The following is a 25889-nucleotide window of genomic DNA, read 5'->3' on the forward strand; positions in this document are numbered from 1 at the left end:
CTGGGCCGGGGTTCAGGCCGGGTTCGGTCCGGGTCGGGATCAGGTCAGCGACCACTGCTGGTTGGCGCCGCCGTTGCACGTCCACAGCTCCAGGGCGGTGCCGTTGACGTTGCCCGACGCCTGGTCGCCGCCGGTCACGTCCAGGCAGAGCCCGGACTGGACGCCGGTGACGGTGCCGTCGGGGTTGAGCCGCCACTGCTGGTTGGCGCCGCCGTTGCAGCCCCACAGCTCGACCTTGGTGCCGGTCGAGGTCTGGTTGTTGTAGGCGTCCAGGCACTGCGTCCCGTTGTAGAGGCGCAGTTCGCCGGCCGCGGTGGGCGTCACGGTCTGGTTGGCGCCGCCGCCGCAGTCCCAGATCTCGATCTTGGTGCCCGCGGCGGTCTCGTTGTCGTAGGCGTCCAGGCAGCGGTGCGAGGACGCGCCGAGCAGCGCGTGCGTGGTGCCGGTGCTGCTGCCGCTGCCGGTCGCCACCCGGTACATCACGGTGCCGTGCGCCGGGACGGTGGCGGAGATCGATCCGGAGGTGCTGCTGACGGCGTTCGACCAGAGGTTGGTCAGCTTGTACGACGATGCTGACGGCAGGCCGACGGCGGCGGCGGTGGTGGAGACCGTGGCCGCCGAGGAGTTCTCGTTGAAGAGCACCACCGACACGTCGCCGTTGCTCAGCGGCTTGGCCAGCACGTCCAGCCCGCCCGAGGAGGAGACCTCGGTGCCCTGGCGGCCCAGCGAGTCCTGGTCCACCGCGATCACCGAACGGTTGCCGTACAGGGACAGCGTGGCCGCGCTCGCCTGGCGCAGGTCGGTGCCGGCGATCAGTGGCGCGGCCATCTCCGCCCAGAGGCTGAACTCGCTGCGGTCCTCGGTGAACGACATGCCGTTGCCGACCTCCAGCATGTCCGGGTCGTTCCACGCGCCGGGGCCGGCGTACCGCGCGAGCCCCACGTTGGAGTGGAAGATCGACAGCATCGAGCCGAAGGAGGCGTTGATGTCCCCGGTGGTGCGCCACAGGTTGCCGGTGGGCGCGCCCCACGTCCACACCGAGTCCTCGCCCCACTCGCACATGCTGAAGACGATCGGCCGTCCCGTGGCGGCCAGAGCGTCGCGCATCGCGTCGTAGCGCTGCTGCCAGTCCACGCCCTGGTTGTTGCAGTTGTCGTACTTGAGGTAGTCGACGCCCCAGGCGGCGAAGCTGGCCGCGTCCTGCTGCTCGTGGCCGAGGCTGCCGGGGTAGCCGGCGCAGGTGGCGGTGCCGGCGTCCTCGTAGATGCCGAGCTTGAGGCCCTTGGCGTGGACGTAGTCGGCGGTGCCCTTGATGCCGTCGGGGAACTTGGCGGGGTCGGGTACGAGGTTGCCGGACGCGTCCCGGGACTTGGTCAGCCAGCAGTCGTCGATGTTGACGTACGTGTAGCCGTCGTCCTTGAGGCCGGAGGAGACGAGGTAGTCGGCGGTCTGCTCGATCAGCTGCTCGCTGACGTTGCAGCCGAAGGCGTTCCAGTCGTTGAAGCCCATCGGGGGCGTGCGGGCCAGCCCGTTGTCGAGGGCGTGGGCGCTCTGCGCCGGGCCGAGCAGCAGCAGGGCCGGCAGGAGCAGCAGCAGGGCCGCCGCGACGGCCGTGGCGGCGCGCGGCAGGGGGCGGGCGGCGGGGATGGAGAGCGGGTGGGGCGAGGAGCGCATGGGCCTTCTCCCGGGTGGGGGGCGGAGAGAGTGCGTGGACGACGGCCCGGCCTCCGGCAGGAGCGCGCGGACGTGTGCCAACGTGCGCGGACCTGTGGGAAGTTGGCCGGTCGCAGTGTCGGCTTATGATGGGGTCACGTCAAGATGCCGCGTCGTGGTGCCGCCCGGCGCCCAGGTCAGGGAGCGGACATCGACCAGGCCCCGCCGTACTGGCGCCCCGTCAGGAGTCCGTGTCGTGCCCCCGCGCCGACTCCGCCGCCGTCCCGCGGCCCCGCGACTGCGCCGGCACCCGGCTGGGCAGCCACACCCGGTCGCCCAGGTCCAGCGAGATCGCCGACACCAGCACCGAGCGCACCACGAAGGTGTCCAGCAGCACGCCGAACGCGACCGCGAACCCGATCTCCGCGAACGCCACCACCGGCAGCGTGCCCAGCACCGCGAAGGTGCCCGCCAGCACCAGGCCGGCCGAGGTGATCACGCCGCCGGTGGCGGCGAGGCCGGTCAGCACGCCCTCGCGGGTGCCGCGGCGCATGCTCTCCTCGCGGATACGGGTCATCAGGAAGATGTTGTAGTCGATGCCCAGCGCGACGAGGAAGACGAACACGAACAGCGGGAACGCGGTGTCCTCACCGGCCCAGTGGAAGACGTGACGGAACGCCAGCGCGCTCACCCCCAGCGCGGCGGCGAACGACAGCACCACCGTGGCGATCAGCACCAGCGGAGCCACCACCGCCCGCAGCAGCAGCCCGAGGATGACCAGTACCACCACCAGGATCAGCGGGATCAGCAGCTTGTTGTCCCGGTTGGCCGCGTGCGCGGTGTCCTTGAGCACCGCCGCCCCGCCGCCCACCTTCGCGTCCGCCCCCGGGATCGCGTGCAGCGCGGTGCGCGCCCGCTCCACCGTCTGCCGGGCGGCGTGGCTGTCCGCCCGGGCGGTGGTGGTCGCCTCCAGGTAGACCAGCCCGTCGCGTACGGCCGGCACCCCCGGCGGGGTGCCCACGCTGCGCGGCACCACGCCCGCCACGCCCGCGAGCGCGGTGCGCACCCGGGCCGCCTGACCGGCGTTCGCGATGACGACCAGGGGCTGCCCGGTACCGGCGGGGAAGTAGCGGTCCTCCAGGCGCTGCCCGACCACCGACTCCGGGGTGTTGGTGAAGCCCTGCGCGCTGGACAGGCCGACCGCGTTCAGCGCGACCAGGCCGAAGGACAGCGCCGCCAGCACCAGTGTGGTGCCGACCCACACCGTACGCGGACGGCGCGCCACCCGGCCCCCGATCCGCGACCACACCCCGGTCGCGGTCGGCTCCGGCGTGCCCAGGTGCGGAACCACGGGCCAGAACACCCAGCGGCCGAAGACCACCAGCAGCGCCGGGAAGAGCGTCACCATCGCCAGCAGCGCCACCGCCACGCCCACCGCGGCCACCGGACCCAGCCCCGAGGTCGAGTTCATCTCGGCCGCGAGCAGGCACAGCATGGACAGCGCCACGGTGGCGGCGCTGGCGATCACCGCGGGGCCGGCCCGGTGCAGGGCCAGCGCCATCGCCTCGTGCCGGTCGGCGTGCCGCCGCAGCTCCTCCCGGTACCGGGCCACCAGCAGCAGCCCGTAGTCGGTGCCCGCGCCGAAGACCAGGACGGTCAGGATGCCGGCGCTCTGCGCGTTCACCGTCAGGCCGCCGTGCCGCGCCAGCAGGTAGACCACCGCCTCGGCGGTGAACAGCGCGACCACCACCGAGACCACCGGCAGCACCAGGAGGGTCGGACTCCGGTAGGTGATCAGCAGGATCACGATGACGACGGCGAGCGCCGCGAACAGCAGGGTGCCGTCGATCCCCTGGAACGCCTTGCTCTGGTCCGCGCCGAAGCCGCCGGGCCCGGTCACGTGGACCTGGACCCCGGTCAGCCCCCGGGCGGCGGTCGACCTGACGGAGTCGACGGCGTCCGGCAGCTTGTTCCAGCCGTGCTCGCCAACGACGATCGGCACCACCAGCTCGGCCGCGCGGGGCGCGTGCGCCCGGTCCGGGATCGGCCCGACGGTACGGCTGCCGGAGATGCCGTGCGCGGTCAGCTGCCGCACGTCGGCGGTGTTCCGCTCGATCTGCCCGAGGTCGGCCGCGGTCAGGCCGCCGTCCCGGGTGAACACCACGACCGCGGGCGCGGTCTGCGGCACGAACGCCTTCTGCAGGTTCAGCACCTTCGTGGACTCCGCGGAGCTCGGCAGCCAGCTGGCCGCGTCGTTCTTCTCCGCGTCGGACAGCTTGCGGGCCAGCGGGCCGAGCGCCACCAGCAGCACGATCCACACCAGCAGGACCGCCCACTTCGCCCGCCGCCCGCACACCAGGTGCGCCACCCGTCCCGCTCCGTCCGCCATCGCCGCGTCCCCTGGTCGGTTGCGCCGTCCCCGACCCGCCTGCCGCGCCCGGGAGCTGAACGGGCACCAGCCTGGCACCGGGCGGCGCGGTCCGCGCGCAGGAAGGCGCACCCGGAGGACCGCCCGGCGATCCGACGGCCGATCCGGTCCTGCCACCGGTCTCCGGTCTCCGGTCTCCGTCCCCGCTCCCGGCACCCGGTCCTGTCTCCGGCTTCCGCTCCCGGTGCCCGGTCCGGGGGCCCGGGAGTCCCCGGCGGACCGCCGGGAAGTGCGGGCGGCCGGCGCGGACCGGGGGCGCCCGGTGCCCGGTGCTGGAGGGCGGTGCGGGGCCGACTTCGCACCCCGCGCGGCCCTCTGCTTTGCTGACCCCATGAGTGTGCAGATCAGCCCCAGTATCCTTTCCGCCGACTTCGCCCGGCTCGCCGAGGAGGCGCGGGCGGTGGAGGGCGCCGACTGGCTCCACGTCGACGTGATGGACAACCACTTCGTGCCCAACCTGACCCTGGGCGTGCCGGTGGTGGAGTCGCTCGGCAGGGCCACGTCGACCCCGATCGACTGCCACCTGATGATCGAGGAGCCCGACCGCTGGGCGCCCGCCTACGTCGACGCCGGGGCCGGCTCGGTCACCTTCCACGTCGAGGCCGCCGCCGCGCCCGTCCGGCTGGCCCGGGAGATCAGGGCCAAGGGCGCCCGCGCCTCGATGGCGCTCAAGCCCGCCACGCCGATCGAACCGTACGAGGACCTGCTGCCCGAGCTGGACATGCTGCTGGTGATGACGGTCGAGCCGGGCTTCGGCGGCCAGGCGTTCCTCGACATCATGCTGCCGAAGATCCGCCGGGTGCGCTCGCTCATCGACCGGCACGGCCTCGACCTGTGGCTCCAGATCGACGGCGGGGTGTCCAGCGAGACGATCGAGCGCTGCGCCGAGGCCGGCGCCGACGTGTTCGTGGCCGGCTCGGCCGTCTACGGTGCCGAGGACCCGGCCGCGGCCGTCCGCGCGCTGCGGGCCCAGGCGCAGGCGGCGCGCGCCCGCTGAGCGTCCGCCGGCGCGGACACACCGGACGCCCAGAGGCCGGCGGAGACGCCCGGAGGCGGGCGGGGGCTGCACGAGGGATACGCGGGTGAGCCGGGGCCGGCCGGGTACAGGGCGAGGGCGCGGGGTCCGGTGCGGTCCGGGGGCGCCCGGCCGGTTCGAACCGGCGTGCAGGCCGCGCGAGTCGGCGTCCGCGCCGGGCGGACAGGCCCCGCGGGCTTGCGCCCGTAGGCCCTCACGTCTGGGAGGATGGGCGCGCGGGCCGACAGCGGACCGCGACGGGTGACCGGGGAGAGGCGACGTGAGCACAGGCCGCGCACAGGTGCGCATGGGCCCGGGTGAGATGGTCCAGGCCGCGGCGATGGCACGGCGCTTCTACCTGGAAGGCCGGTCCAAGATCCAGATCGCCGAGGAGTTCGGCGTCAGCCGGTTCAAGGTCGCCAGGGTGCTGGAGACCGCGCTCGAACGCGATCTGGTGCGGATCGAGATCCGGGTGCCGGCCGAGCTCGACGCCGAGCGCTCCGACGCCCTGCGCGCCCGGTACGGACTGCGCCACGCGGTCGTCGTGGAGACGCCCGCCGACCAGGCCGACGTGCCCGACCCGGAGAACCTGGGCGCGGTCGCCGCCGACCTCCTCGGCGAGCTGGTCAGCGACGGCGACGTCCTGGGCCTGGCCTGGGGCCGCTCCATCATCACCATGGCCAACGCGCTGGAGCGGCTGGCCCCCTGCACGGTCGTGCAGCTCACCGGCGTCTACGACGTGGGCACCGCCGAACGCGGCTCGGTGGAGGCCGTGCGCACCGCGGCGGCCGTCTCCGGCGGCGAGGCACACCCCCTGTACGCGCCGATGGTGCTCGCCGACCCCGCCACCGCGGGGGCGCTGCGCGCCCAGCCCCAGATCGCCGCGGCCATGAGCCACTTCGAGGAGGTCACCGTCGCGGTGGTCTCCGTCGGCTCCTGGGAGGCCGGCATCTCCACCCTCCACGACGCCCTCACCCCCGCCGAGCGCGAGCACTACGCCGGGCTGGGCGCGGCCGCCGAGATGTCCTCGCACCTCTTCGACGTACGGGGCCGGCGGGTCGGCCGCGACCTCGGCGACCGCTGCATCACCATCGACACCGAGCGGCTGCGCCGCATCCCCGAGGTCCTGGCCATCGCCGGCGGCCGCCGCAAGGGCGACGCGATCGACGCGGTGCTGCGCTCCGGTCTGGTCACCAGCCTGGTCACCGACACGGCCGCCGCCGACTACCTGATGGACACCGGCCGCCCGGCCCCCGCCCCGCCCTGGACCGGGCCGGCCCTGACGGAGCCTGATCCGGCCGGGGGCCGTCCCTGACGGAGCCGGATTCCGGCCAGGAACCGCCCCTGACGGAGCCCGATCCCCGCTCCCGGACCCCGTTGCGGGTCTGTGACACTGCTGTGACGCCGACGTGCGCGGTCCGCCCCGCCGGAACCGTAGGCTGCCGCGCATGCCTATGGGGGACTACGCACAGCACACGAGCAGTCATACGAGCAGCCATTCCGGCAGTCATTCCAGCAGTCACTCGATCGGCCGTTCCAGCGGCCACTCGTCCCTGCTCTCCCGCCACACCACGCACCACTACGGCAACAGCGGTGGCGGTGGCGGCGGGGGGTTCGGGGCGGTCGTCGCTGTCATCGTCGTCGTCGCGGCGGTGGTGCTGGTCGTCTGGCTCGTCAAGCGCAACGGCCGGCAGTGACGGATGGGACGGCGGTGGCGGCGGCCACGCCGGTTCGGGCGAAGACACAGACCTGCCGCGCGTGGTTGGGGCGATGGTACGAAGCCCGTGCCCGGGAGTGCCGCGACCAGCGGATATGGGCGATGATGGAGCAGGAGCCGCAGCCGGGAACCCGCGCGACGGGCCGGGCTGACTCCCCGCCCGCCCATGTACCGCCGCAGGTGAGAGAGTCGGAATGCGCTTCCTCAATGATGTCAAGCCCGCGTACGACCTGACGTACGACGACGTGTTCATGGTGCCCGGCCGCAGTGCGGTGGGCTCCCGCCAGGACGTGGACCTGCGGGCGCCCGACGGCACCGGCACCACGATCCCGCTGGTGGTGGCCAACATGACCGCCATCGCCGGCCGCCGGATGGCCGAGACGGTCGCCCGCCGCGGCGGCCTCGTGGTCATCCCGCAGGACATCCCGATCGATGTGGTCACCGAGGTGATCGGCTGGGTCAAGCAGCGCCACCTGGTGCTGGACACCCCCATCACGCTCGCGCCCTCGCAGACCGTCGCCGACGCGCTGGCGCTGCTCCCCAAGCGGGCGCACGGCGCCGGCGTCGTGGTGGCCGACGGCCGCCCCGTCGGTGTGGTCACCGAGTCGGACCTGACCGGCGTGGACCGCTTCACGCAGCTGTCCGAGGTGATGTCCCGCGACCTCTTCCTGATCGCCGCCGCCGCCGACCCGCGGCAGGCCTTCAACCAGCTGGAGGACGCCCACCGCAAGTTCGCCCCGGCGGTCGGTGCCGACGGCCGGCTGGCCGGCATCCTCACCCGCACCGGCGCGCTGCGCGCGACCCTCTACCAGCCGGCGGTCGACGCCGACGGGCGGCTGCGGGTGGCCGCGGCCGTCGGGATCAACGGCGACGTCGCCGGCCGGGCCAAGCTGCTCCTTGACGCCGGTGTGGACACCCTCGTGGTGGACACCGCGCACGGCCACCAGGAGTCGATGCTGAACGCGCTGCGGGCGGTGCGCGCGCTGGACCCGCAGGTCCCGGTGGTGGCGGGCAACGTGGTGGCCGCCGAGGGCGTGCGCGACCTCGTCGAGGCGGGTGCCGACATCGTCAAGGTCGGCGTCGGCCCCGGCGCCATGTGCACCACCCGCATGATGACCGGTGTGGGCCGCCCGCAGTTCTCCGCGGTGCTGGAGTGCGCCGCCGAGGCCCGGCGGCTGGGCAAGCACGTGTGGGCCGACGGCGGTGTGCGGCACCCCCGGGACGTGGCCATGGCGCTCGCGGCCGGCGCGTCCAACGTGATGATCGGCTCCTGGTTCGCCGGTACCCACGAGTCCCCGGGCGACCTCCAGCAGGCGGCGGACGGCCGGCTGTACAAGGAGTCGTTCGGTATGGCCTCGGCCCGCGCGGTGCGCAACCGCACCAGCGAGGAGTCCGCGTACGACCGGGCCCGCAAGGGGCTCTTCGAGGAGGGCATCTCCACCTCGCGGATGTTCCTGGACCCGGCCCGCCCGGGCGTGGAGGACCTGATCGACTCGATCGTGGCCGGGGTGCGCAGCTCCTGCACCTACGCCGGGGCGGCCTCGCTGGCCGAGTTCGCCGAGCGGGCCGTGGTCGGCGTGCAGAGCGCGGCCGGGTACGCCGAGGGCAAGCCGCTGTACGCCAGCTGGCAGTAGCCGCCCGGCGGGGACGCAGGGAACACGGGGTGCGGGTCCGCCGGACGGCGGGCCCGCACTCGTACGTTTGTCCGGGTGGGACTGCGGCGCCCGGGCGGGGCGGGTCGGAACGGGGGCGACGACACGCTGACTTCACGGGGTTTAGTGGTCATTTGTCCGGCCTGTGATGTTTTGCTCCCCCCGATGGGGTAACGCGCTGGAGTGAGGCCGAAACCGGCCGCGGCAGCCCCCAAGGAGGCCACACATGATCACGCGCGACCAGATCCCCCAGGTCGTGGGCCATCCGGTCCATGACGCCCAGGGGAAGAAGATCGGCGATGCCAAGCACATGTACCTGGACGACGCCAGCGGCGACCCGGAGTGGGTGACGGTCAAGACCGGCCTCTTCGGCAACAACGAGACGTTCGTGCCGACGCGCGCCGCCCGGATCGTGCAGGACCACTTGGAGGTGCCCTACGAGAAGGAGCAGGTCAAGGGCGCGCCCAACGTGGACGTCGACTCCGGCGGTCACCTGTCGGCCGAGGAGGAACGGCACCTCTACAGCTACTACGGCCTGGAGAGCCGCAGCGGCGGGCAGACCGGGGAGCGCTCCCGGGACACCGGGGACATGGGGCCGGCGGCAAGGCGGCCGCGGCCGGCGCAGCGGGCGGGATGGCGGGAGCCGCCGCAGGCGGCCAGAGCTCCCGAGGCGCGGTGGGGGAGGACGCGGGCGGCAAGGCGGCGGGCACGCGCGAGGAGGGCACCGGCGGCGCCGCCTACGCGGCCGGCACCACCGGCGCGGCGGAGCGCCTCGGCGGGGTCGAGACCGGCGAGGCCATGACCCGCTCCGAGGAGGAGATGCACGTCCACGTCGAGCGGCAGACCACCGGCCGGGCCCGGCTGCGCAAGTTCGTCGACGTCGAGGAGGTCGAGGAGACCGTGCCGATCCGGCACGAGGAGGTCCGGCTGGAGCGCGAGCCGATCACCAAGGCCGACCGGGCCGCCCTCGGGGGTGACATCAGCGAGGCCGACCAGTACGTGACCCTCCACGAGGACCAGGCGGTCGTCGACACCGAGATCGTCCCCAAGGAGCGCGTCCGGATGCGCGTCGAGGAGCACGTCGAGCAGAAGACCGTGCACGGCCGGGTCCGCAAGGAGCGGATCGAGACCGAGATGACGGGCGCTGACGAGGCGACGCGGAAGGGGCCGTCCGAGGGCGGCACCGACCCGTCGTCCGACAAGCGCTTCCGCTGACGGCGCCGCGGGCAGGGCGCCCCGCCTCCCGGACCACCGGGGAGCGGGGCGCCCGCACGCGTGCCTGCCGACCTGCCCGGCGCTGTCCGTCCTGCGGCCGGGCCGCCGTGGCCCCGACCGCCTCAGGAGCGGGCCGGGGACGGGACCGGCGCGGGCTCCGCCGGACCGGCGACTGCGGCGTCCGCGGCAGACGCGGCGGGTGCCGGGTGGCGGGGGGCCGGGGCGAGCAGGGCGCGGACGGCCAGTGCGGTGGTGCGGTCCAGCCCCGTCGCGCAACGGGCGAACCCGCGGGGGTGGTCCCGCAGCGCCCACAGCACCCGGGCCGCGCCCCAGGCGCCCGAGCGGGCCCGGGCCAGGCTCCAGCAGCCCACCGCGTGGGTGACGGCGTCGAACCGTTCCAGCAGGTCCGGCCCGGGCATCAGCTCCTCCCGGACCCGCTCCTCGACCGCGGCGAGCACCGCGCCGACCTCGGTGAAGTCCGCGTCGAGCCCGGCCGGCGGGCAGCCGGCCTCGCGGCAGGCGTCCACCACGGCCAGCGCCAGGTCGTGGCCGACATGCGCGGTGATCCCGGCCAGCGCGAACTGGAGCGGTGCCGCCGTCCGCCGCCCCCGCGCCCGCAGCAGCGCCCGCCAGCAGGCAGGGGCCGCGGCCGGCGGGCCCTCCACCGCCGCCAGGTACCGCTCGGCGAAGACCACGGTGAGCCGCGCGGCCCGCGGCCCGTCGGGGAACTCACCCGCGGCCATCCGGTGCCGCACCTCGTCGGTGACCGCCAGGTAGACCCGGTTGAACACCGCGACCCCGTCGTTCGGCGGCAGGTCGGCGGCCAGGGCCCGCATCCGCGCGGCCACCCTCCCGACCCCCGCGGTCCGGGTCCGGGGCCGCCGGGGAGTCACCGGCCCGGGCACCAGGGAGCCGGCCGGCAGCGGGAAGAGCGTCCGGGCGGCGAACGCGGCACCGGCGTCGGGCGCGCGCCTGCCCGTGCCCGTGCCCGTGCCTGTGGCTGTGCCCGTCGCCGCGCCGAGGGTCCGACCGCGGGCCTCCCCGCGCCCGTCCGTGCCGGGCGCCACGGTGTCCAGGACGGCGGCCCCGGCCGGAGAACCTGCTGACGGGCCGGTCGACGCGGCGGCCTTCGGGACCGAGGGCGAGTCGGCCTTCCGGTCCGAGGGCGAGCGGGTGGTGGGCGGGTCGAGGAGCAGGCCGGGGAGCGTGGCGGGAGGCGAGCTTGCGGTCATACGGTCAGCTTGTCGCTTCTGCCAATCGGCGCTGCCCCGCCGCGCCCCACTCGCTCCCGCCCGGTCCCCAGGACGGACCACCGGCCTGGAGAACCGGCGGCCACCGGCCGTGCCCCGGAGCACCGGCCCGCAGGGTGGGGCCGGACCGGAGGGCACCCGCGCCGCGGGCCGTCCCGACCGTCGGGGAGAGCGGACGGGAGCCGGGCTCGGCGCGCGATCACGCGCCGCGGCCGCGGGCGGTGGCGGCGTCCCGGCCGGAGGAGTGCGGGCCCGGCTGGAGGAGTGCGGGGCCGGCTGGGAGGACCGCCGACCGCTCTGGTCGCCGAACCGCGAGCGTCCAGCGCGCCGTTCGCGCGGCTCGGGGACGACCGCGAGGTCGCGGCGCGCCCTTCCGGCGCCAGGCACTTCCACCCCCTGTGGCCGGGTGGACCGGAGCCGGCGGGCGAGCTGTCGCCCACCGGCGGCCGCGGGCGGCGACTGGCGGTGTTCGCCGCCCGGCCAGGCGCCGGGTCGTACGAGCGGTGCAATTGCTCCGGGCGGCCGAGCCCCGGGGCCGGGGCGCCGGGCCGGAATCACCCAGCTGACCTGCGCTGACGCTCTCCCCGGCGGCCTGGGTCCCGCGATCCTGTGCCATGGCGTGTTCGCGCGGCAGGAATTCTCCGGCTCCCGGTCCGACGGTGCGTGAGGCGACGCTAACGTGGAGGCACGGTCCGGCGGGCTCGATTCCCCCGTGCGCGCCCGCTGGACCGCCCACGCCCGATCGGCGGCGCCCCCGTGCGCCGCGCGCCGCCACGTGACGCACCCCGCGGCGGCGCTTCGGAGCAATCCCGTCTCCACGGCAGCTGTTCCGCGGCACGCCCCGGCTGCCGGGGCGGCACGCGGAAGGGGCGACCGCGCGGCGCTGAGTGCGCCGCACGGCCGCCCCGGGGCGCCGTTCACCTCCGACCGCGGCTCCCGAACCGGGCTGAGTGCCCCGGGCCGGGCCAGGCCAGGACAGGTCGGGTCAGGACGAGCCAGGCCAGGCCCTAGAAAGCGGCGAGGCCGTTCGGGGTGCCCAGGCCCGTGGGTCCGTCGTAACCGCGGGCGCTGTTGCACAGGTTGTCGCCGCCGCAGTCGAAGCCGTAGGCCGCGTTGGAGCCGCCGGTCACGTCGTACAGGTCGGCGGTGTGGGAGTAGAGGCGGGAGGCGTCGGAGAAGTCACCCGGGTTTCCGGCCAGCGCGATGACGGAGGCGACGATCGGGGAGGAGAGGCTGGTGCCGCCCGCCTCGACCCAGCCGGGGTAGGGGAAGTCGTCCGGGGTGGTGTCGTAGACGGCGAGTCCGCCGGTGTCGGGGTCGGCGTCCGCGGACACGTCGGCGGTGACGCGTCCGGGGCAGTCGGGAACGCCCGTCTGCCAGTCGGACTTGCCGTACCAGGCCGAGCAGCCGCTGCTCGACTGGCCCCAGGCCGTCTCCGACCAGCCCCGCGCGGTGCCGGGGTCCCGTACCAGTGACGTGCCGCCGACGGCCGTCACGGAGGGCAGCACCGCGGGGAACTTCGGCACCGAGAAGCCGAGGTCGCCTGAGGCAGCGGTGATCGCCACCCCGGGGTGGCGGTAGGCCGACTCGTACGCGAACATCCCCCACCCCTCGTCGTCCCCGTAGCTGTTGGAGATCTCGGTCGCGCCCAGACGCGCGGCGGTGTTCTCCGCGGCGGCCATGTCCTCGTCGTTGTTGCTGTCCGCCTCGACCAGGAGGATGTGGCAGGCCGGGCAGACCGCCGACACCGCGTCCACGTCGAGCGCCGTCTCCAGGCTCCAGCCGGAGTACTGGTCGTTGGCGGGGTAGCCGGACCGCTTGCCCTCCTGGTTGGCCTTGGTGAAGCAGCCGTTGGCGGTGGTGCAGGCGGGCAGCCCGTAGGTGGCGCGGTAGACCGCGAGGTCGGCCTCGGCGGTGGGGCTGTCGTAGGCCTCGACGACGGCGACGGTCTGCCCGGCGCCCCCGGTGGACGGCAGGTTGTAGGCGGAGCGGATGTCGGCCGGGCTGTACCCGGTCGGCAGTGCGTCCGCCGCACCGGCCGCGTGTGCGGCGCGGCCCCTGGCACCGCGGCCGCCGTGCACGTCGGTGCGGATCAGGGCCATGCAGCGGACCTGGCCGGGCGAGGCCGCCGGGCAGGCGTCCTGGAGGTTGGCCGGCTGCTGGTTGTGCTGCTCGTGCTGTGCTGGGTGCGCGGCGAGGCCGGCGGCCGTCGCACCCGGCGCCGCGCAGAAGAGGGCGACCGCGGCCAGCGCGGCGGATATCGCCGTGGCTGGGAAGAGGCGTCCGAACATAGGGCTCGTTCCTTCCGGCTGGATCAGCGCGCGTGCGCGGCGATGGTGTAGGCGTTGTCGACGACCTGGGTGATCGACCCGCCGTCGGCGTCGGTGGCGGTCACCCGCAGCGCGGGGCTCGTCCCGCGGGCGGAGGCCGGGTTGGGCCAGCGCGCTGTGTAGGAGCCGTGGTGCCCGCCGACCACCGCGTGCCGCCAGGTGGTGCCGCCGTCGAAGGACACGTCCACCGAGGCGGAGGTGATCGCGGCGTGCGACCCGATGCCGTCGTAGGTCAGGTGGCCGACGTTCAGCTTCAGCTGCTGCACCGGGGCGGAGCTGGTGTTCAGCTCGTCGGCCGCCAGTTCGTAGTTCAACGTGAGCACCGGCAGGATCTCGCAGGAGCCCTGGACGGGGTACTCGGAGCACTGGTAGCCGGCCGGCAGCGCCATGTCCGCGGGCGGCTGCTTCTTGTAGGCGAAGCGGAACGTCAGGTCCGTGTGGGTCGAGGTGGCCTGGCTGTACTGGGGCGTCTGGGGCGACAGCACGGTGTCGTACACCAGGCGGTACGTCCTCGGCTCGGCCGGGGTGCTGCCCGCCGAGAACGGGTGGTCCTCGATGCAGGCGGGGTAATCGGAGAACTTCTGCCCGTCGATGGAGCAGGTCCCGCTGTCGTAGAGGTACCGGATACCGGTCGCGGCCTGCTGGCTGTCCTGGGCGTCGGTGGCGTAGAACGCGGTGAGGTAGTCCTCGTCCGCGTTCTCGGTGACGCACGCCGAGCAGTTCTCGTACAGGGCGTCCGGCCGCGGCAGGTGCTGGCCCCACTGCGGTGTCAGCGGTCCGCGGCCCCAGTCCGTCGAGTACGTGTGGCCGCCGGCGTAGGTGCGGGGATCGGCCATGATCTCGTTCAGGCTGTAGCCGGGGCCGATGCCAGCGTTGAAGATCCAGTCGCCGCCGTCCGCGGTGCCGACGTAGTCGGTGAAGTCGCCGGGCGCCACGCGGGTGAGCCCGTCGTTGACCTGGACCGCGGCGATATCCGCCGGCAGGACCGGGTCGATGGAGGCCTTGGAGAACTCGAAGTTCGCGGGCGTCTGCGCCGGGTCGGCGTAGAGGTGCTCCTTGACGGTGGCCAGGTCGCCGCCGCGCACCTTGTACGGGCCCTTCGGGATCGTGTTGTCCCAGCCGAACGCCAGGTCGTACCGGTAGGGGTAGGCGCTCTCCCCCTTGTACGGGAAGCTGCCGCCGGACGCGGGCGCGATGCCGTCCCACTGCACGAAGTAGCGCAGCCTTCCGGCGGACGGGCCCGAGGACGTCGGTGCGACGTAGATGTCGGCGCCGGGGCTGCCCTGGATGTCGGTGCCCTTCGCGCCGTAGAGCGTCGCCGAGATGACGTCCCAGTCGCCGGTCGCGCTCTGCAGCCCCCAGGCCGCGGTCTCGTTGATCTGCCGGGAGGGCCGCGGGGTGGCGGCGGCGGAGCGCGACGTGGCGCTCTTCTCGTCCAGGGACACCTCGGTGACGGCGCCGCTGCTGGCGGGAACGGTGAAGCTCGCGCTCACGTACCGCAGTTCGACCGGGTTGCCCTCGTCGTCGAACTCGGCGAACTGGGCGACGGCGAAGTAGTGGCCCTCAGGGACGGCGATCCGGGCGACACCGCCGGCGGACGCGAACGTGGTCGACAGGGTCTTGAACGAGTCCATGTCCCACAGCCTGATGATCGCGTTCGCCGGGCCGGTCAGACCCGGCGTGTCGAGCTGCGCGATCTGGTAGGCGTACTGCGGGGTCGCGCCCTGGCCGGGCGCGGCCGCTGCCAGCGCCAGCCGGTTCACGCCGGGCAGGGGAGTGGTGCCGGCGGCCCGGCCGGCGGTGACGTCGGCGGCGATCCGCTCGCGCAGGTACGCCGCGAACTCCCCGGCCGAGGAGGGCGTCATGTAGCCCACGGCGCTGATGCCGCCGCCGGAGGAGGTGAGGGTGATGCCGGGCGGCGGGGTCGCGTCGGCCGTGCTGAAGGACAGCGCCACGGGGATCCTGGCCCCGTCGGTGATGTGGTCGCGCACCAGCGCGGAGACATCGAACAGCGCCCAGTCCAGCGACCGGCCGGCGTAGGGCGCGGCCTCCGCGGGCACGACGTAGCGGTCGCCGTTCGGGCCGGTGTAGTTCAGCGTCGGGCCGCCGCCCTGGACCACCTGCGTGCCGTCGGGGCGCACCAGGATCTTCCCGCCGGTCAGCGTGGTGACGGTCTGTCCGCTCCCGGGGGTCTGCGGCCCGGCGGTCGCCTGCGGGGCCGGTGCGGCGGCCGAGTCGGCCCGCGCGGGGTCCGCGTCCAGCGTCGCGGTCAGCGACAGCGCCAGCAGCGGCGCCGCGAGGACGGCCAGCCACCGCACGGTCCGGCGGCTCACCCCCGCCGGCGGCCGCGGGCGGCTTCTGTGGTCACTCATCACTCGACTTCTCCTTGTGCCAGGGATATGCGGAGGAACGTGCGGAGGAACATGTGGAGGGATGCGTGGAGGGATGTGCGGAGGAACGCGTGAGGGGTCGCGCGGTTTCGGCGGCGTTGCCGAGGCGGGCTGGCGGAGTCCGGTCCGGCCGGGGGCGTCCGGCACGTGCGCTCGGGGCGCCGCCGGCCGTCGGCCCGGACCGCTGCGCGCCCACCTCCCGGACCTGCCGGGCCGGGAGGTCCCCCTGGCCCGGCAGGTCCGGGAGGAGCCCCCCGTACTCCGCCCTACGGGCGGCTGACACCGTTGTCGACAGACGCCTCGCCGGACTCGGCGACCTGTGGCGCGCTTGTCCGGCCACTGTGGCCCGGGCGAGCCCGGCCGAGTATCCGACGGATCACCTATTTTTGGCCACGGCGCCGGGTTCCTGGTCCGGTACGTCCCGCTGTGCGAGTTCCGCGACCGTGCTGCCCGCACCGGTGGCGAGCACCGCCAGGGCGGTACGCGAGGAGACACCGAGCTTGCGCATCGCGGAGCTCAGGTGCTGGGCGACCGTCTTCGGGGACAGGAACAGCGCCTCGGCGATCTGCCGGTTGCTGCGCCCGGTGGCCACCAGGCGGGTGACCTCCGACTCCCGGGGCGACAGGCCGTTGCCGTAGCCGCGGCGGCCGCCGCGCTGCGGCCGCTTCGCCGCGACGCCGTGCTCGCGCAACGTCGCCACCACCCGGTCGGCGTCGCCCAGGGCGCCCAGCGCGATCAACTGCCCGCGCACGCCGGCCAGGAGGGCCAGAGCGGTTTCGGGCCGGCCCGCGGCGAGCTGGCAGCGGGCCTGCTGCTCCTGGGCCAGCAGCGCCTCGTAAGGGCGGGGGAGGTCCTGCCAGGCCGCGGCCGCCCGGGCGAACAGCCGGGCGGCCGCGGTGTTCTCGCCGCGCGCCTGGGCCAGGATCGCCCGGCAGGAGGCCAGTCCGGCCTGCGGCCCCGGGGCGTCGCGGCCGCGCAGCCCGCGGGCGAACGCCGCGGTCAGCCGTCCGGCCTCCTCGACGCGGCCGGCGGCGGCCAGCGCGGCCACCCGCGCCGGGCCGAGATCCGCCGCCCAGACCCAGGTGCGCTTGCGGGCGATGACGGCCGCCGGCTCCTCGGTGATCTCCAGCGCCTCCTCGGCGCGGCCGCCGATCAGCGCCAGCCGGGACAGCGCCGCGGCGGCCTCCATGGAGTCCGCCAGCGCGCCGCTCCGCACCTCCTCGGCCAGCACCAGCCGCAGGCGCTCGGCCGCCGGCTCGTACGCGCCCGCGGCGGCCTGCAGCAGCCCGGCGACCAGGAGCGACTCCAGCCGGGCGAGCGGGAGGATGTCCTCGCCCTCGGCCAGCGCGGCGGCCCGCTCGGCGAGCCCGTCCCAGGCGCCGGTGAGCCAGTCCAGATGGGCCCGGGTCACCATGGCGGCGGACTGGTAGCGCCGGTACCGGCGGCGGCCAGCCAGCGCGAGGGCCCGGTCCAGCCGCCGCTCGGCGACGGCGTACCGGCCCCACAGCATCGCCATGTCACCGATGTTCAGGTTCGCCCGGGATATCTGCTGCCACTCCGCCGGGACGGCGGCGTCGTCGGGGATCCGCGCGGCGAGCGCCCACCCGTCCATCTCACCCAGCATCAGCCGGGCCGTGGCCTGGTCCGCGGCGAAGCCGAGCCGGTCGGCCGCCGTCATCGACGGAACCTCCACCTGGGCCGCGCGCTCCAGCCAGCGCAGATGGGCCGCGACGGGCCAACTGCTGCTGCGCGGCCAGCCCAGCCGCATCATAGCCCTGGCCGCCTCGGCCGGGTCGTGGGCCAGATGCGGGAGCGCCCGCTTCAACTCGGCGCGGCCGGCGTCGTCCTCGCCCATGAACAGCAGCAGGTTGCCGAGCTGTACGCGGACGTCCGCCTCCTCGCCGGGCCCCCGTACCCCGGAGTCCAGCGCGGCGCGCAGGGGAGGCAGCAGCTCACGGAACCGGGCCGGCCCCGCGAACGACGCGAACGGGAACTTCCTGATCAGCCGGACCACCGACGCGGCCGGCAGGCCGGCGTTGACGACCAGGTCGTGCAGCAGCGCTCCGGCGGTCGTCTCGTCACCCGAGGCGAGCGCCAGGTCGGCGGCCCATTCGCCGTACCGGCACCACTCGCTTCGCTCGCCGGCCGCGCGGAAGTGGCCGGCCAGTTCGGCCACCGGCTGCGGCGCCAGGCCCTCAAGCGTCCGCCCGGCGCGCCGGTGCAGGGTCCGCCGCCTCGGCCGCGGTATGGCGTCGTACACCGCCTGGCGCGCCAGCACATGACGGAACGCCACCTGCCCCCAGCCGTCGTCGTCCAGCAGCCCGCCGTCCAGGGCCTCGCACAGGCCGGCCTGCGCCCGCCCCGCGGCAAGGCCCGCCACCGCCTGCACCGTTGACTCCTCGGCCGGCCGGCCGAGCACCGCCGCGGCGCGCAGCACCGCCTGCGCCTCGGGCCCGAGCCGCCCCACCCGCTCCAGCACCATGTCGCGGACCGTGGCCGGAACACCGATCTCGTCCAGGTGCCGGCGCTCCCACCCGCCGCCGTGGAAGGTCAGATCGGCCCGGTCGGCCAGCAGCCGCACCGCGCCCTCCACCGCCAGCGGCACCCCGTCGGTCCGCCGGTGAAGGAACCCCGCGAACCGCTCGGACACCTGCACGCCGGACAGCATGGACGACACCAGCCGCGCCGTACCGGCCACATCGAGCGGCGCGAGGGTCAGCCGCAGCCGCCCCGCCGCCGAGGCGGAGTCCGCGGCGAGCCGGGTGGCCAGCCGCCGCAGCAGCGAGCCGCTCGGCACGTCCTCCGGGCGGCAGGTGACCACCAGGCCGACGGGCTGCGGCACCCTGGAGGTCAGGAACAGCAGGAACTCCAGCGTGGCCTCGTCCGCCCAGTGCACGTCCTCCACGACCAGCACCGCCACGCGCAGGCAGCCCAGCAGTTCGGCCAGCGCCCGGAAGGCCCGGTGCCGGACCGCCGTCGCGTCCTCGGCCGGTCCCGGCGCGGCCGGAAGGACCCCGGCCCACTCCGGGAACAGCGGCCGCAGCGCCCCGGCCAGCGGGCTCAGTGGCAACCCCTCCACGGTGTCCGCCGCCTGCCGCACCGCGTCCACCAGCGGGGCCAGGGTCTGCGGGTGGTGCAGCGGCGGGCAGCGCGCGACCAGCACCCGGTCCGCCCTGGCCGTCCGCGTGGCCAGGTACTCCCGCAGCAGCCTGCTCTTGCCGACCCCGGCCTCGCCGTCGATCCACACCACCGGCGGCGGCGCGGCGAACGCCCGGCGGAGCTCGGCTATCTCCCGCCCGCGGCCCACGAACTCGGGAGCATGCACGGCCGCCGCCCGGCCACTTCCCCCACGTACGGAAACATCCATGCCGGCCCTTCGTTCCTCGTGCCTCTCCCGGCAAGACGTGCCCCGCTCACCCCCCTGGCACGCCCTGCCCCAGCCCCCGACCGGGGGTGTCCCGGGCTCCGTCGGCCGGCCCCCGAGCAGGCGCGCCACGGGGCTTGCGGCCGCCTGGCGTCCACACCTGCCAGACCGCCTCGCCACCAGGCCGACCCCGCCGGTCCCGGAACCATCTGTTCCACCAGGCAGGAGGATACGGCGCCGAGTTGACCAGACCGGCTGCCGCCGACCGCCGCTCAGGACCGCGGCCGACCCCGGGGCCCCGTCCCACCGCGCCGCGGCTCCCGGGCAACTCCTGGCCGCCGGGCTGAGCGGTTCCCGTGCCGTGGGCGTCCGCGATGCGACGATGGGCGCCACCGACGCGGCGCGAGCCGCGACGCAGGACGCCGGCCCGGCCGCGGGCGGCGGAGCGCGAGGAGGAGCCGGACATGGGGCGAGTCGCGGGCTGGAAGCTCCACGGGGACGGGCGCAGCCCGGCGCCCGGCGCCGTCGTCCGGCCGGACGAGCGGCTGTCCTGGGGCCGTACCGCCGGCCTGGGCGCGCAGCACGTGGTGGCGATGTTCGGAGCCACGTTCGTGGCCCCGGTCCTCATGGGGCTCGACCCCAACCTCGCCGTGATGATGTCCGGCTTCGCCACCGTGCTGTTCCTGCTCACCACCGGCGGCCACATCCCCAGCTACCTGGGCAGCAGCCTGTCCTTCGTCGGCGTGGCGGGCGTCATCCGGGCCCAGGGCGGCGGCAGCGCCACCGTCACCGGCGCGCTGCTGGTCACCGGCGCGGTGCTGCTGCTGTGCGGCCTGGTCGTCCGGGGCCTGGGCGCGCGCGTCGTGCACGCCGTGCTGCCGCCCGCCGTCACCGGCGCGGTGGTGCTGCTCATCGGCTTCAACCTGGCGCCCGTGGCGGCCGGCACGTACTGGCCGCAGGACCCGTGGACGGCGCTGCTGACGCTGGCCGCCACCGGCATCGGGCTGGTGGCGCTGCGCGGCTTCCTCGGCCGCGTCGCGATCTTCCTCGGCCTGGTCTTCGGCTACGCCGTCTCCTGGCTCTTCGACCGCGTCTTCGGCCGTATCCACAGCCCCGACAGCGCCGGACACGCCGTCACCCGGTGGCGGCTGGACCTCGGCGGGGTGGGGAAGGCCGACTGGTTCGGCTTCCCGCCCACCCACGCGCCCGACTTCAAGGCGTCCGCCGTCCTGGTGGCGCTGCCGGTGGTGATCGCGCTCATCGCGGAGAACGCCGGGCACGTCAAGGCCGTCGGCGAGATGACGGGCGAGCCGCTGGACGAGCGGCTGGGCACCGCGGTGGCCGCCGACGGCGCGGCCACCGTCGTCTCCACCGCGTTCGGCGGCCCGGCGACCACCACCTACGCCGAGAACATCGGCGTCATGGCCGCCACCCGCGTCTACTCCACGGCCGCCTACTGGGCCGCCGCGCTCTTCGCGATCCTCTTCGGGCTGTGCCCGAAGTTCGGCGCGGTCGTCGCCGCGGTGCCCGGCGGGGTGCTTGGCGGCGTGACCGTCCTCCTCTACGGCATGATCGGGCTGCTCGGCGCCCGGATCTGGGTCGACAACCGGGTCGACCTGGGCGACCCGCGCACGCTGGTGCCGGTCGCGGCCGGCGTGATCATGGGCATCGGCGACGTCACGCTCACGTTCACCGACACCTTCTCGCTCAGCGGGATCGCGCTCGGCACCGTCGTGGTGCTGGCCGGCTACCACGCGGCCCACCTGGTCCGCCTCCCCGCCGCGTCCCCGCCTCCCCTGGACCCGCCGCCGGGCTCCGGGAGCTCCTCGGCCTCCGCACCGGCGGGGGAGTAGGCGGCGGGACCTGCCGAGCGGTGCCGGACGTCAGGGCAGTTCCATGAAGATGTCGGCGCGGGCCGGGTAGCCCTCCACCGGGATGCGGTCGCGGGTGGTCCTGACGAACCCGGCGTCCTCGTACAGGTGGACGGCGGCGGCCAGCCTGCCGCTGGTGCCGAGGAACAGCCGGGCCGCGCCGAGCGCCCGGGAGCGGTCGATCGCCGCGGCCACCAGCAGGCGGCCGATGCCGCGGCCCTGCGCGGCCGGGGCCACGGCCATCTTCGCCAGCTCGAACACGGCGTCGGGATAGCGGAGGAGCGCGACGCACCCGACGACCTCGGCGCTGCCCGGCTCACGGGCCAGGAGCACGTCGCCGCCGGGTTCCACGACGCGGCCGTACGGGTCTTCGAGGACGGCCCGGTCCCAGTCCTGGAGGGTGAACAGCCTGGAGATCCACTCCGCGTTGAGCTCGCGGAACGCGGCGGCGTCGCTCGGTGAGGCGATCGGGGAGACCACGGCCGGGGCGGGGGCGATCGACATGGGACGGGCGTCCTTTCGTACGGCTGCCGTCAGCCTCCGGCTCCGGACACCCATATGTCCAATACCCGCTGCGGCCTCCATCGATAAGCTCGAACTATGGATCAGCGCGTCGAGCTCCGCCACCTGCGGTACTTCCTGGCCGTGGCCGAGGAACTGCACTTCGGCCGCGCCGCACAGCGGCTGCACATCGCGCAGCCGGCCCTGTCCCAGCAGATCAGGCAGCTGGAGAGGATCGTCGGCGTCGAACTCCTGCGGCGGACCTCCCGCAGCGTCCGCCTCACCGACGCCGGAGCCGCCTTCCGGCCCCGGGCGGCCGAACTCCTGGGGCGGCTGGCAGCCGACCTCGACGAGGCCGGCCGGGTCGGCCGCGGTGAGGCCGGCCGGCTGGACATCGCCTTCATCACCTCCGCCACCGTGATCCTCGGCCAACGGCTCCGCGCGTTCTCGCTCCGCCGCCCGGACGTCCAGGTCCAGCTGCACGACGGCTTCACCGTCGAGGTCCTGACGGCCCTCCGGCGGGGCACGGCGGACGTCGGGATCGTGCGGGACCCCGAGGAGCACGACGAGATCGACCTCTCGCCGCTGGCCACGGAGCGGTTCGTCGCCGTCGTCCCCGCCGAGCACGCCGCCGCCGGGCGGGACCGGGTGGACGTCTCGGAGCTGGCCGCCGACCCGCTGATCCTCTTCCCGCGCGTGGCGGGCGCCCACGCCTTCGACGTGAACACGCAGCCGCTGCGGGACGCCGGAATCGACGTCGAGGTCGCCCAGGAGTGCTCGAACTGGCACACCATCGTCATGCTCGTCGCCGCCGGTCTCGGCGTCACCATCGCGCCCTACAGCATCACCACCCTGCTCCCGCCGGGCGCGCGGCGGCTCGAACTCGACGGCTCCGCCGGCCCGAGCCGCATCTTCATGGCCACCCGCCGGGGGGACGACCGCCCCCTCGTACGGGCCTTCGTCGCGGCGCCCGAATCCGCCGCCGGCGGGCGCTGAGCGGGGACGGGTCGGGGCCCGGCTACTCCGCCGCCGCGCCGGCCCGGGTGCCCGGCCGGGCGGGTGCCGGGGTCTCCGTCGCGGGGGCCGGGCGCAGGACGCCCGCGCCGGCCACCAGGCCCAGCGTGAGGAGGGTGACCAGGGCGAACGACACGGTCAGGGAGGTGGCGCCGGCGATGCCGCCGATGGCCGCGGGGGCGATCAGGCCCGAGGTGTAGGTCACGGTCGCCACACCCGCGATGGCCTGGCTCGGCACCGGGCCGCGCCGTCCGGCCGCCGCGAAGCACAGGGGTACCGTCACCGACACGCCCACCCCGATCAGCGCGAAGCCGATCACCGCGGGCACCGGGGTGTGCGCGGTGACCACCAGCAGCCCGCCGACCGTCGACAGCGCCCCGCCGGCCCGCACGGCGCGGACCGCGCCCACCCGCCGTACGACCAGGTCGCCCAGCAGCCGCGCGGAGGTCATGGTGCAGGAGAAGGCCGTGTAGGCGAGCGCGGCCACGGCGGGGGAGGCGTGGGCCACGTCCCGCAGGTAGACCGCGCACCAGTCGGAGCTGCCGCCCTCGGCGAACACCCCGCAGAAGCCGATCGCCCCGATCACCAGCGCGGCCTTCGGCGGCAGCGCGAACCTCGGCGGCGCCGCCTCGTCCTCGTCCGGGCGCACGTCCGGGGTGCCCGCGGTGACCGCCAGCGCCGCGGTCAGCAGCACCGCCGCGGCCAGCGCCAGGTGCAGCCGCCCGTCCAGCCCGGCGTGCACGGCCGGGACGCCCACGGCGGCGCCGAGCAGGGTGCCGCCGCTCCACATGCCGTGCAGCCCGGACATGATCGAGCGGCCCTTGTGCTCCTCCACCGCCAGGCCGAGCGCGTTCATCACCACGTCGGCCAGGCCCGCGGTGGCACCGAAGACCAGCAGCGACAGGCACAGCCAGGGCAGCCCCGGGGCCAGCGCGGGCAGCGCCAGGGAGGCGCACCACAGGGACAGCAGCAGCCGCAGCGCCGTACGGGAGCCGAACCGGTGCATCACCCGGCCGGCCAGCGGCATCAGGGCGGAGGAGCCGATCGCCGGGCAGACCAGCGCCAGGCCCAGCGACGCGGCGCTCAGGCCCAGGTGGTCCTTGATCCAGGGGATGCGGGTGGCGAAGCTGCCCTGCACGGCGCCGTGCACGGCGAAGGCCGCGCGCAGGGTCAGATGGGCTCGGCGGGTCCGGGCCGGAGACCACGGGTCAGGGGCGGCGGGTCTGTGCATGGGCGGGAAACTATCAGGAAGCTTGCCTGAAAATTAAGCTGATGATCGGACGGTGGTATCCGGTGGGGAAGCGCGGGCCCGGTGCCTGAGGGCGCGCCCGCCCGGCGGGGGCGCCTCGGGCGCCGGGCCGCCCCACCACGCTCCGCCGGGCGCGGAGACCTCTGGAAGGATCGACCGCATGACCGCCACCCGCGAGCACCCCGGGAGGGGCGCCTCACCCCGCACCGCCCGAGCCATCAACGACCGGTTGGCGCTGAGCCTCCTCCAGCGCGAAGGGCCGCTCACCGCGGGGCGGTTGAAGGAGCTGACCGGGATGTCCCGGCCCAGCGTCGCGGACCTGGTGGAGCGGCTGCGGGAATCCGGCCTGATCGAGGTGGTCGGCGAGTCCGCCGAGACCCGGCGCGGCCCGCGGGCCCGGATCTACGGCATCGTGGCCGACCGCGCGTACGTCGCCGGGCTCGACGTGCGCGTGGAGAGCGTCGGGGTGGAGATCGCCGACCTGCTGGGCCGCACCGTCCTGCGCGACGAGTGGGCCGTACCGCCGGGCGCCGACCCGGCGCGGGTCGTCGAGGACGGCGTCGCACTGCTGCTCGGCGCCGTCGAACGCAGCGGCACGGGCGGGCGGCTGCACACCGCGGCCCTCGGGGCGCCCGGCCTGGTCGACCCCGGCACCGGACGGCTCAGCCCGTTCGGGGCGCTGCCCGCCTGGCACGGCGCCCTCGTCGACGAGCTACGCGCCCGGCTCGGCGTCCCGGTGCTGCTGGAGAACGAGGTGAACCTCGCGGCCGTGGCCGAGCAGCGGGTGCGGAACTTCGGCGACGAGACGTTCGTGCTGCTCTGGATCGGCGGCGGCGTCGGCGCCTCGGTGGTGCTCGACGGGCGGCTGCGCCGCGGGGCGTCGGGCGGCGCGGGCGAGGTCGGGTTCCTGCCCGTCCCCGCCGAGGGCGGCCTGCCCACCGCCGCGGACTGCGACCACGGCTACCACGGCATGGTCGGCAGCCGGGCGGTGTGCGCGCTCGCCCGCGCCCACGGCCTGGCCGCCGCCGGGGGGCCGCAGGACGCCGACGCCGCCGCCGACGCGGTCCGGGCGGCGGTGGAGCGGCCGGGCGCCGGGGCGTTCCTGGACGAGCTCGCCGGCCGGATCGCGGTGGGCGCCGCGGCGGTGTGCGCGGTGCTCGACCCGGGCCGCGTGGTGCTCGCCGGCGAGGTCGGCGAGGCCGGCGGCGCGCGGCTCGCGGCCCGCACGGGGGCGGCCTTCGCCCGGATATCCCCGCTGCGGACGTCCTTCGAGACGACGGCGGTGCGGGGCGGCGCGATCCTGCGCGGGGCGGTCATCACGGCGATGGAGGCCGCGCAGTCCGACCTCTTCGCGCCCGCGGTCTGAGCGGCCACCCGCGGCGCCGCCCGTCAGGGGCGCCGCCTGCCCGTCCGCCGTCCTCGTGCCACGACCGCCGGCGGGCTCGCGCCGGGCCCGCCCGCCGAGCCGCCGCGCCCGGCGCGTGAGCCCCGATGCGAGCCCCGGGTCGGGCCCCGGGCCGGGCCCCGACGCGAGCCCGACGTGAGCCCGATGTGAGCCAGGGCACAGGCGGCCGGCGGATGACCGGGCGAGGAGCGTGGCAGACTTAAGGCAGAAGTGACGTTCGCGCACTCCGGGGTCGGTGTAATTCCGAACCGGCGGTTACAGTCCGCGACCCGACCGCAGCCTGCGGCCGGTTGACCAGGTGAAATTCCTGGACCGACGGTGAAAGTCCGGATGGGAGGCAGTGCGCGGCGGGCGTTCACTCGTCAGGTCCGCGCCAGCGTGACCCGTGCCCACCGCACGGGTTCGTGCCGCCGAGGCCCCGGCGTTGCGGACGGACCGCTGTCAAGAGCCCCGGAGTCCGTGCCCTATGAGGCAGGAGGACCCGGTGGCCACCACCACGGAAGCAGGCGCTCGGCGCCGCGCCGTCGTGCTGCCCGCGCCCACCCCCGGCTCCGCCGGGTACCCGTGCGCCCCCTCTCACCGCCGTACCGGCCAGGCCCGTTCCGTGCCCCGCCGGCACCGGCTTCCCTCCGCCGCCACGGCGGCGCCCCCCGCACCGCCGCGTCCGGAATCAGCCGCGCCCCGCGGGCGTTCCGCCCCGACGTACCCGGCGACCGCTGCCGGGTGCGCCTCGGCGGGACCGGACAACGGCGCCCGGCCCCGCCCGGAGCACCGCGAACGCCACGCAGGCGGCCGACGCCGCCGTGCCTCCCCGCTGTTCCTCCCGCCGTCCCCA

Annotated in this window: 16 protein-coding genes, 1 pseudogene and 1 riboswitch; of the genes and pseudogenes, 9 read left to right on the top strand and 8 right to left on the bottom strand. The window is 75.3% G+C overall.

Features of this window, described 5'->3' with window-relative positions; translation table 11 throughout:
- Positions 1–39 precede the first annotated feature (39 nt).
- Together BS72_RS28175 and BS72_RS28180 are read right to left on the bottom strand one after the other, a co-directional pair.
- The gene (locus BS72_RS28175) at positions 40–1674 is read right to left on the bottom strand and encodes a glycoside hydrolase family 27 protein (RefSeq protein ID WP_037914577.1); all 1635 of its coding nucleotides are present in this window, start codon (positions 1672–1674) and stop codon (positions 40–42) included.
- Positions 1675–1894: 220 nt separating this feature from the next.
- A complete protein-coding gene (locus tag BS72_RS28180) occupies positions 1895–4042 on the bottom strand; it encodes an MMPL family transporter (RefSeq protein ID WP_037914580.1) in 2148 nt (715 codons plus the stop codon).
- Positions 4043–4412: 370 nt separating this feature from the next.
- Between BS72_RS28180 and rpe the strand changes: the two genes are divergently transcribed.
- From rpe to BS72_RS38880, 6 genes and pseudogenes are all read left to right on the top strand, one after another.
- Positions 4413–5078, top strand: coding sequence for a ribulose-phosphate 3-epimerase (gene rpe, locus BS72_RS28185; protein ID WP_037914581.1), 666 nt, complete (start codon positions 4413–4415; stop codon positions 5076–5078).
- Between the two features lie 325 nt (positions 5079–5403).
- A pseudogene (locus BS72_RS28190) lies at positions 5404–6389 on the top strand (sugar-binding transcriptional regulator).
- 155 nt (positions 6390–6544) lie between these two features.
- Complete coding sequence (locus tag BS72_RS28195) at positions 6545–6793, top strand: hypothetical protein (protein ID WP_157856348.1); 249 nt, start codon at positions 6545–6547, stop codon at positions 6791–6793.
- A 214-nt stretch (positions 6794–7007) separates the two neighbouring features.
- On the top strand, positions 7008–8447 hold the full coding sequence (locus BS72_RS28200; RefSeq protein ID WP_037914585.1) for a GuaB1 family IMP dehydrogenase-related protein: 1440 nt from the start codon (positions 7008–7010) through the stop codon (positions 8445–8447).
- Between the two features lie 244 nt (positions 8448–8691).
- Positions 8692–9267, top strand: coding sequence for a PRC-barrel domain-containing protein (locus BS72_RS38875; RefSeq protein WP_232792550.1), 576 nt, complete (start codon positions 8692–8694; stop codon positions 9265–9267).
- Complete coding sequence (locus BS72_RS38880; RefSeq protein WP_232792551.1) at positions 9264–9680, top strand: YsnF/AvaK domain-containing protein; 417 nt, start codon at positions 9264–9266, stop codon at positions 9678–9680. Before BS72_RS38875 ends, BS72_RS38880 begins: the two co-directional genes overlap by 4 nt.
- 122 nt (positions 9681–9802) lie before the next feature.
- Here the strand turns inward: BS72_RS38880 and BS72_RS38885 are convergent, their stop codons facing one another.
- The 4 genes from BS72_RS38885 to BS72_RS28225 form a co-directional block, all read right to left on the bottom strand.
- Positions 9803–10912 carry a DUF5995 family protein gene (locus BS72_RS38885; RefSeq protein ID WP_051951776.1) on the bottom strand — a complete coding sequence of 370 codons (1110 nt, stop codon included), beginning with the start codon at positions 10910–10912 and terminating at the stop codon, positions 9803–9805.
- A 1025-nt stretch (positions 10913–11937) separates the two neighbouring features.
- Positions 11938–13221: a S53 family peptidase gene (locus tag BS72_RS28215; RefSeq protein ID WP_037914588.1), complete on the bottom strand. Its 1284-nt coding sequence runs from the start codon at positions 13219–13221 to the stop codon at positions 11938–11940.
- 23 nt (positions 13222–13244) lie between these two features.
- Positions 13245–15632, bottom strand: coding sequence for a hypothetical protein (locus BS72_RS28220; RefSeq protein ID WP_037914590.1), 2388 nt, complete (start codon positions 15630–15632; stop codon positions 13245–13247).
- Between the two features lie 394 nt (positions 15633–16026).
- Positions 16027–18975, bottom strand: coding sequence for an ATP-binding protein (locus tag BS72_RS28225; RefSeq protein WP_198545970.1), 2949 nt, complete (start codon positions 18973–18975; stop codon positions 16027–16029).
- A gap of 503 nt (positions 18976–19478) precedes the next feature.
- Between BS72_RS28225 and BS72_RS28230 the strand changes: the two genes are divergently transcribed.
- A complete protein-coding gene (locus tag BS72_RS28230; protein WP_037914592.1) occupies positions 19479–20867 on the top strand; it encodes a uracil-xanthine permease family protein in 1389 nt (462 codons plus the stop codon).
- Positions 20868–20897: 30 nt separating this feature from the next.
- Here BS72_RS28230 and BS72_RS28235 read toward each other — a convergent pair whose 3' ends face one another.
- Positions 20898–21389, bottom strand: a complete 492-nt coding sequence (locus BS72_RS28235) for a GNAT family N-acetyltransferase (protein ID WP_037914595.1) — start codon at positions 21387–21389, stop codon at positions 20898–20900.
- A 96-nt stretch (positions 21390–21485) separates the two neighbouring features.
- On the opposite strand from BS72_RS28235, the gene BS72_RS28240 reads away from it, so the two are divergent.
- The gene (locus BS72_RS28240) at positions 21486–22382 is read left to right on the top strand and encodes a LysR family transcriptional regulator (protein WP_037914597.1); all 897 of its coding nucleotides are present in this window, start codon (positions 21486–21488) and stop codon (positions 22380–22382) included.
- A 22-nt stretch (positions 22383–22404) separates the two neighbouring features.
- Here BS72_RS28240 and BS72_RS28245 read toward each other — a convergent pair whose 3' ends face one another.
- Positions 22405–23631 (bottom strand): MFS transporter, encoded by a 1227-nt coding sequence (locus BS72_RS28245; protein WP_037914599.1) that lies wholly within the window; start codon positions 23629–23631, stop codon positions 22405–22407.
- A 178-nt stretch (positions 23632–23809) separates the two neighbouring features.
- Here BS72_RS28245 and BS72_RS28250 point away from each other — a divergent pair, with 178 nt between their 5' ends.
- Positions 23810–25015, top strand: a complete 1206-nt coding sequence (locus BS72_RS28250) for an ROK family transcriptional regulator (RefSeq protein WP_037914600.1) — start codon at positions 23810–23812, stop codon at positions 25013–25015.
- A 256-nt stretch (positions 25016–25271) separates the two neighbouring features.
- Positions 25272–25402: riboswitch (FMN riboswitch) on the top strand.
- Positions 25403–25889 lie beyond the last annotated feature (487 nt).

This window comes from Actinacidiphila yeochonensis CN732 (assembly GCF_000745345.1).
GTDB lineage: Bacteria > Actinomycetota > Actinomycetes > Streptomycetales > Streptomycetaceae > Actinacidiphila > Actinacidiphila yeochonensis.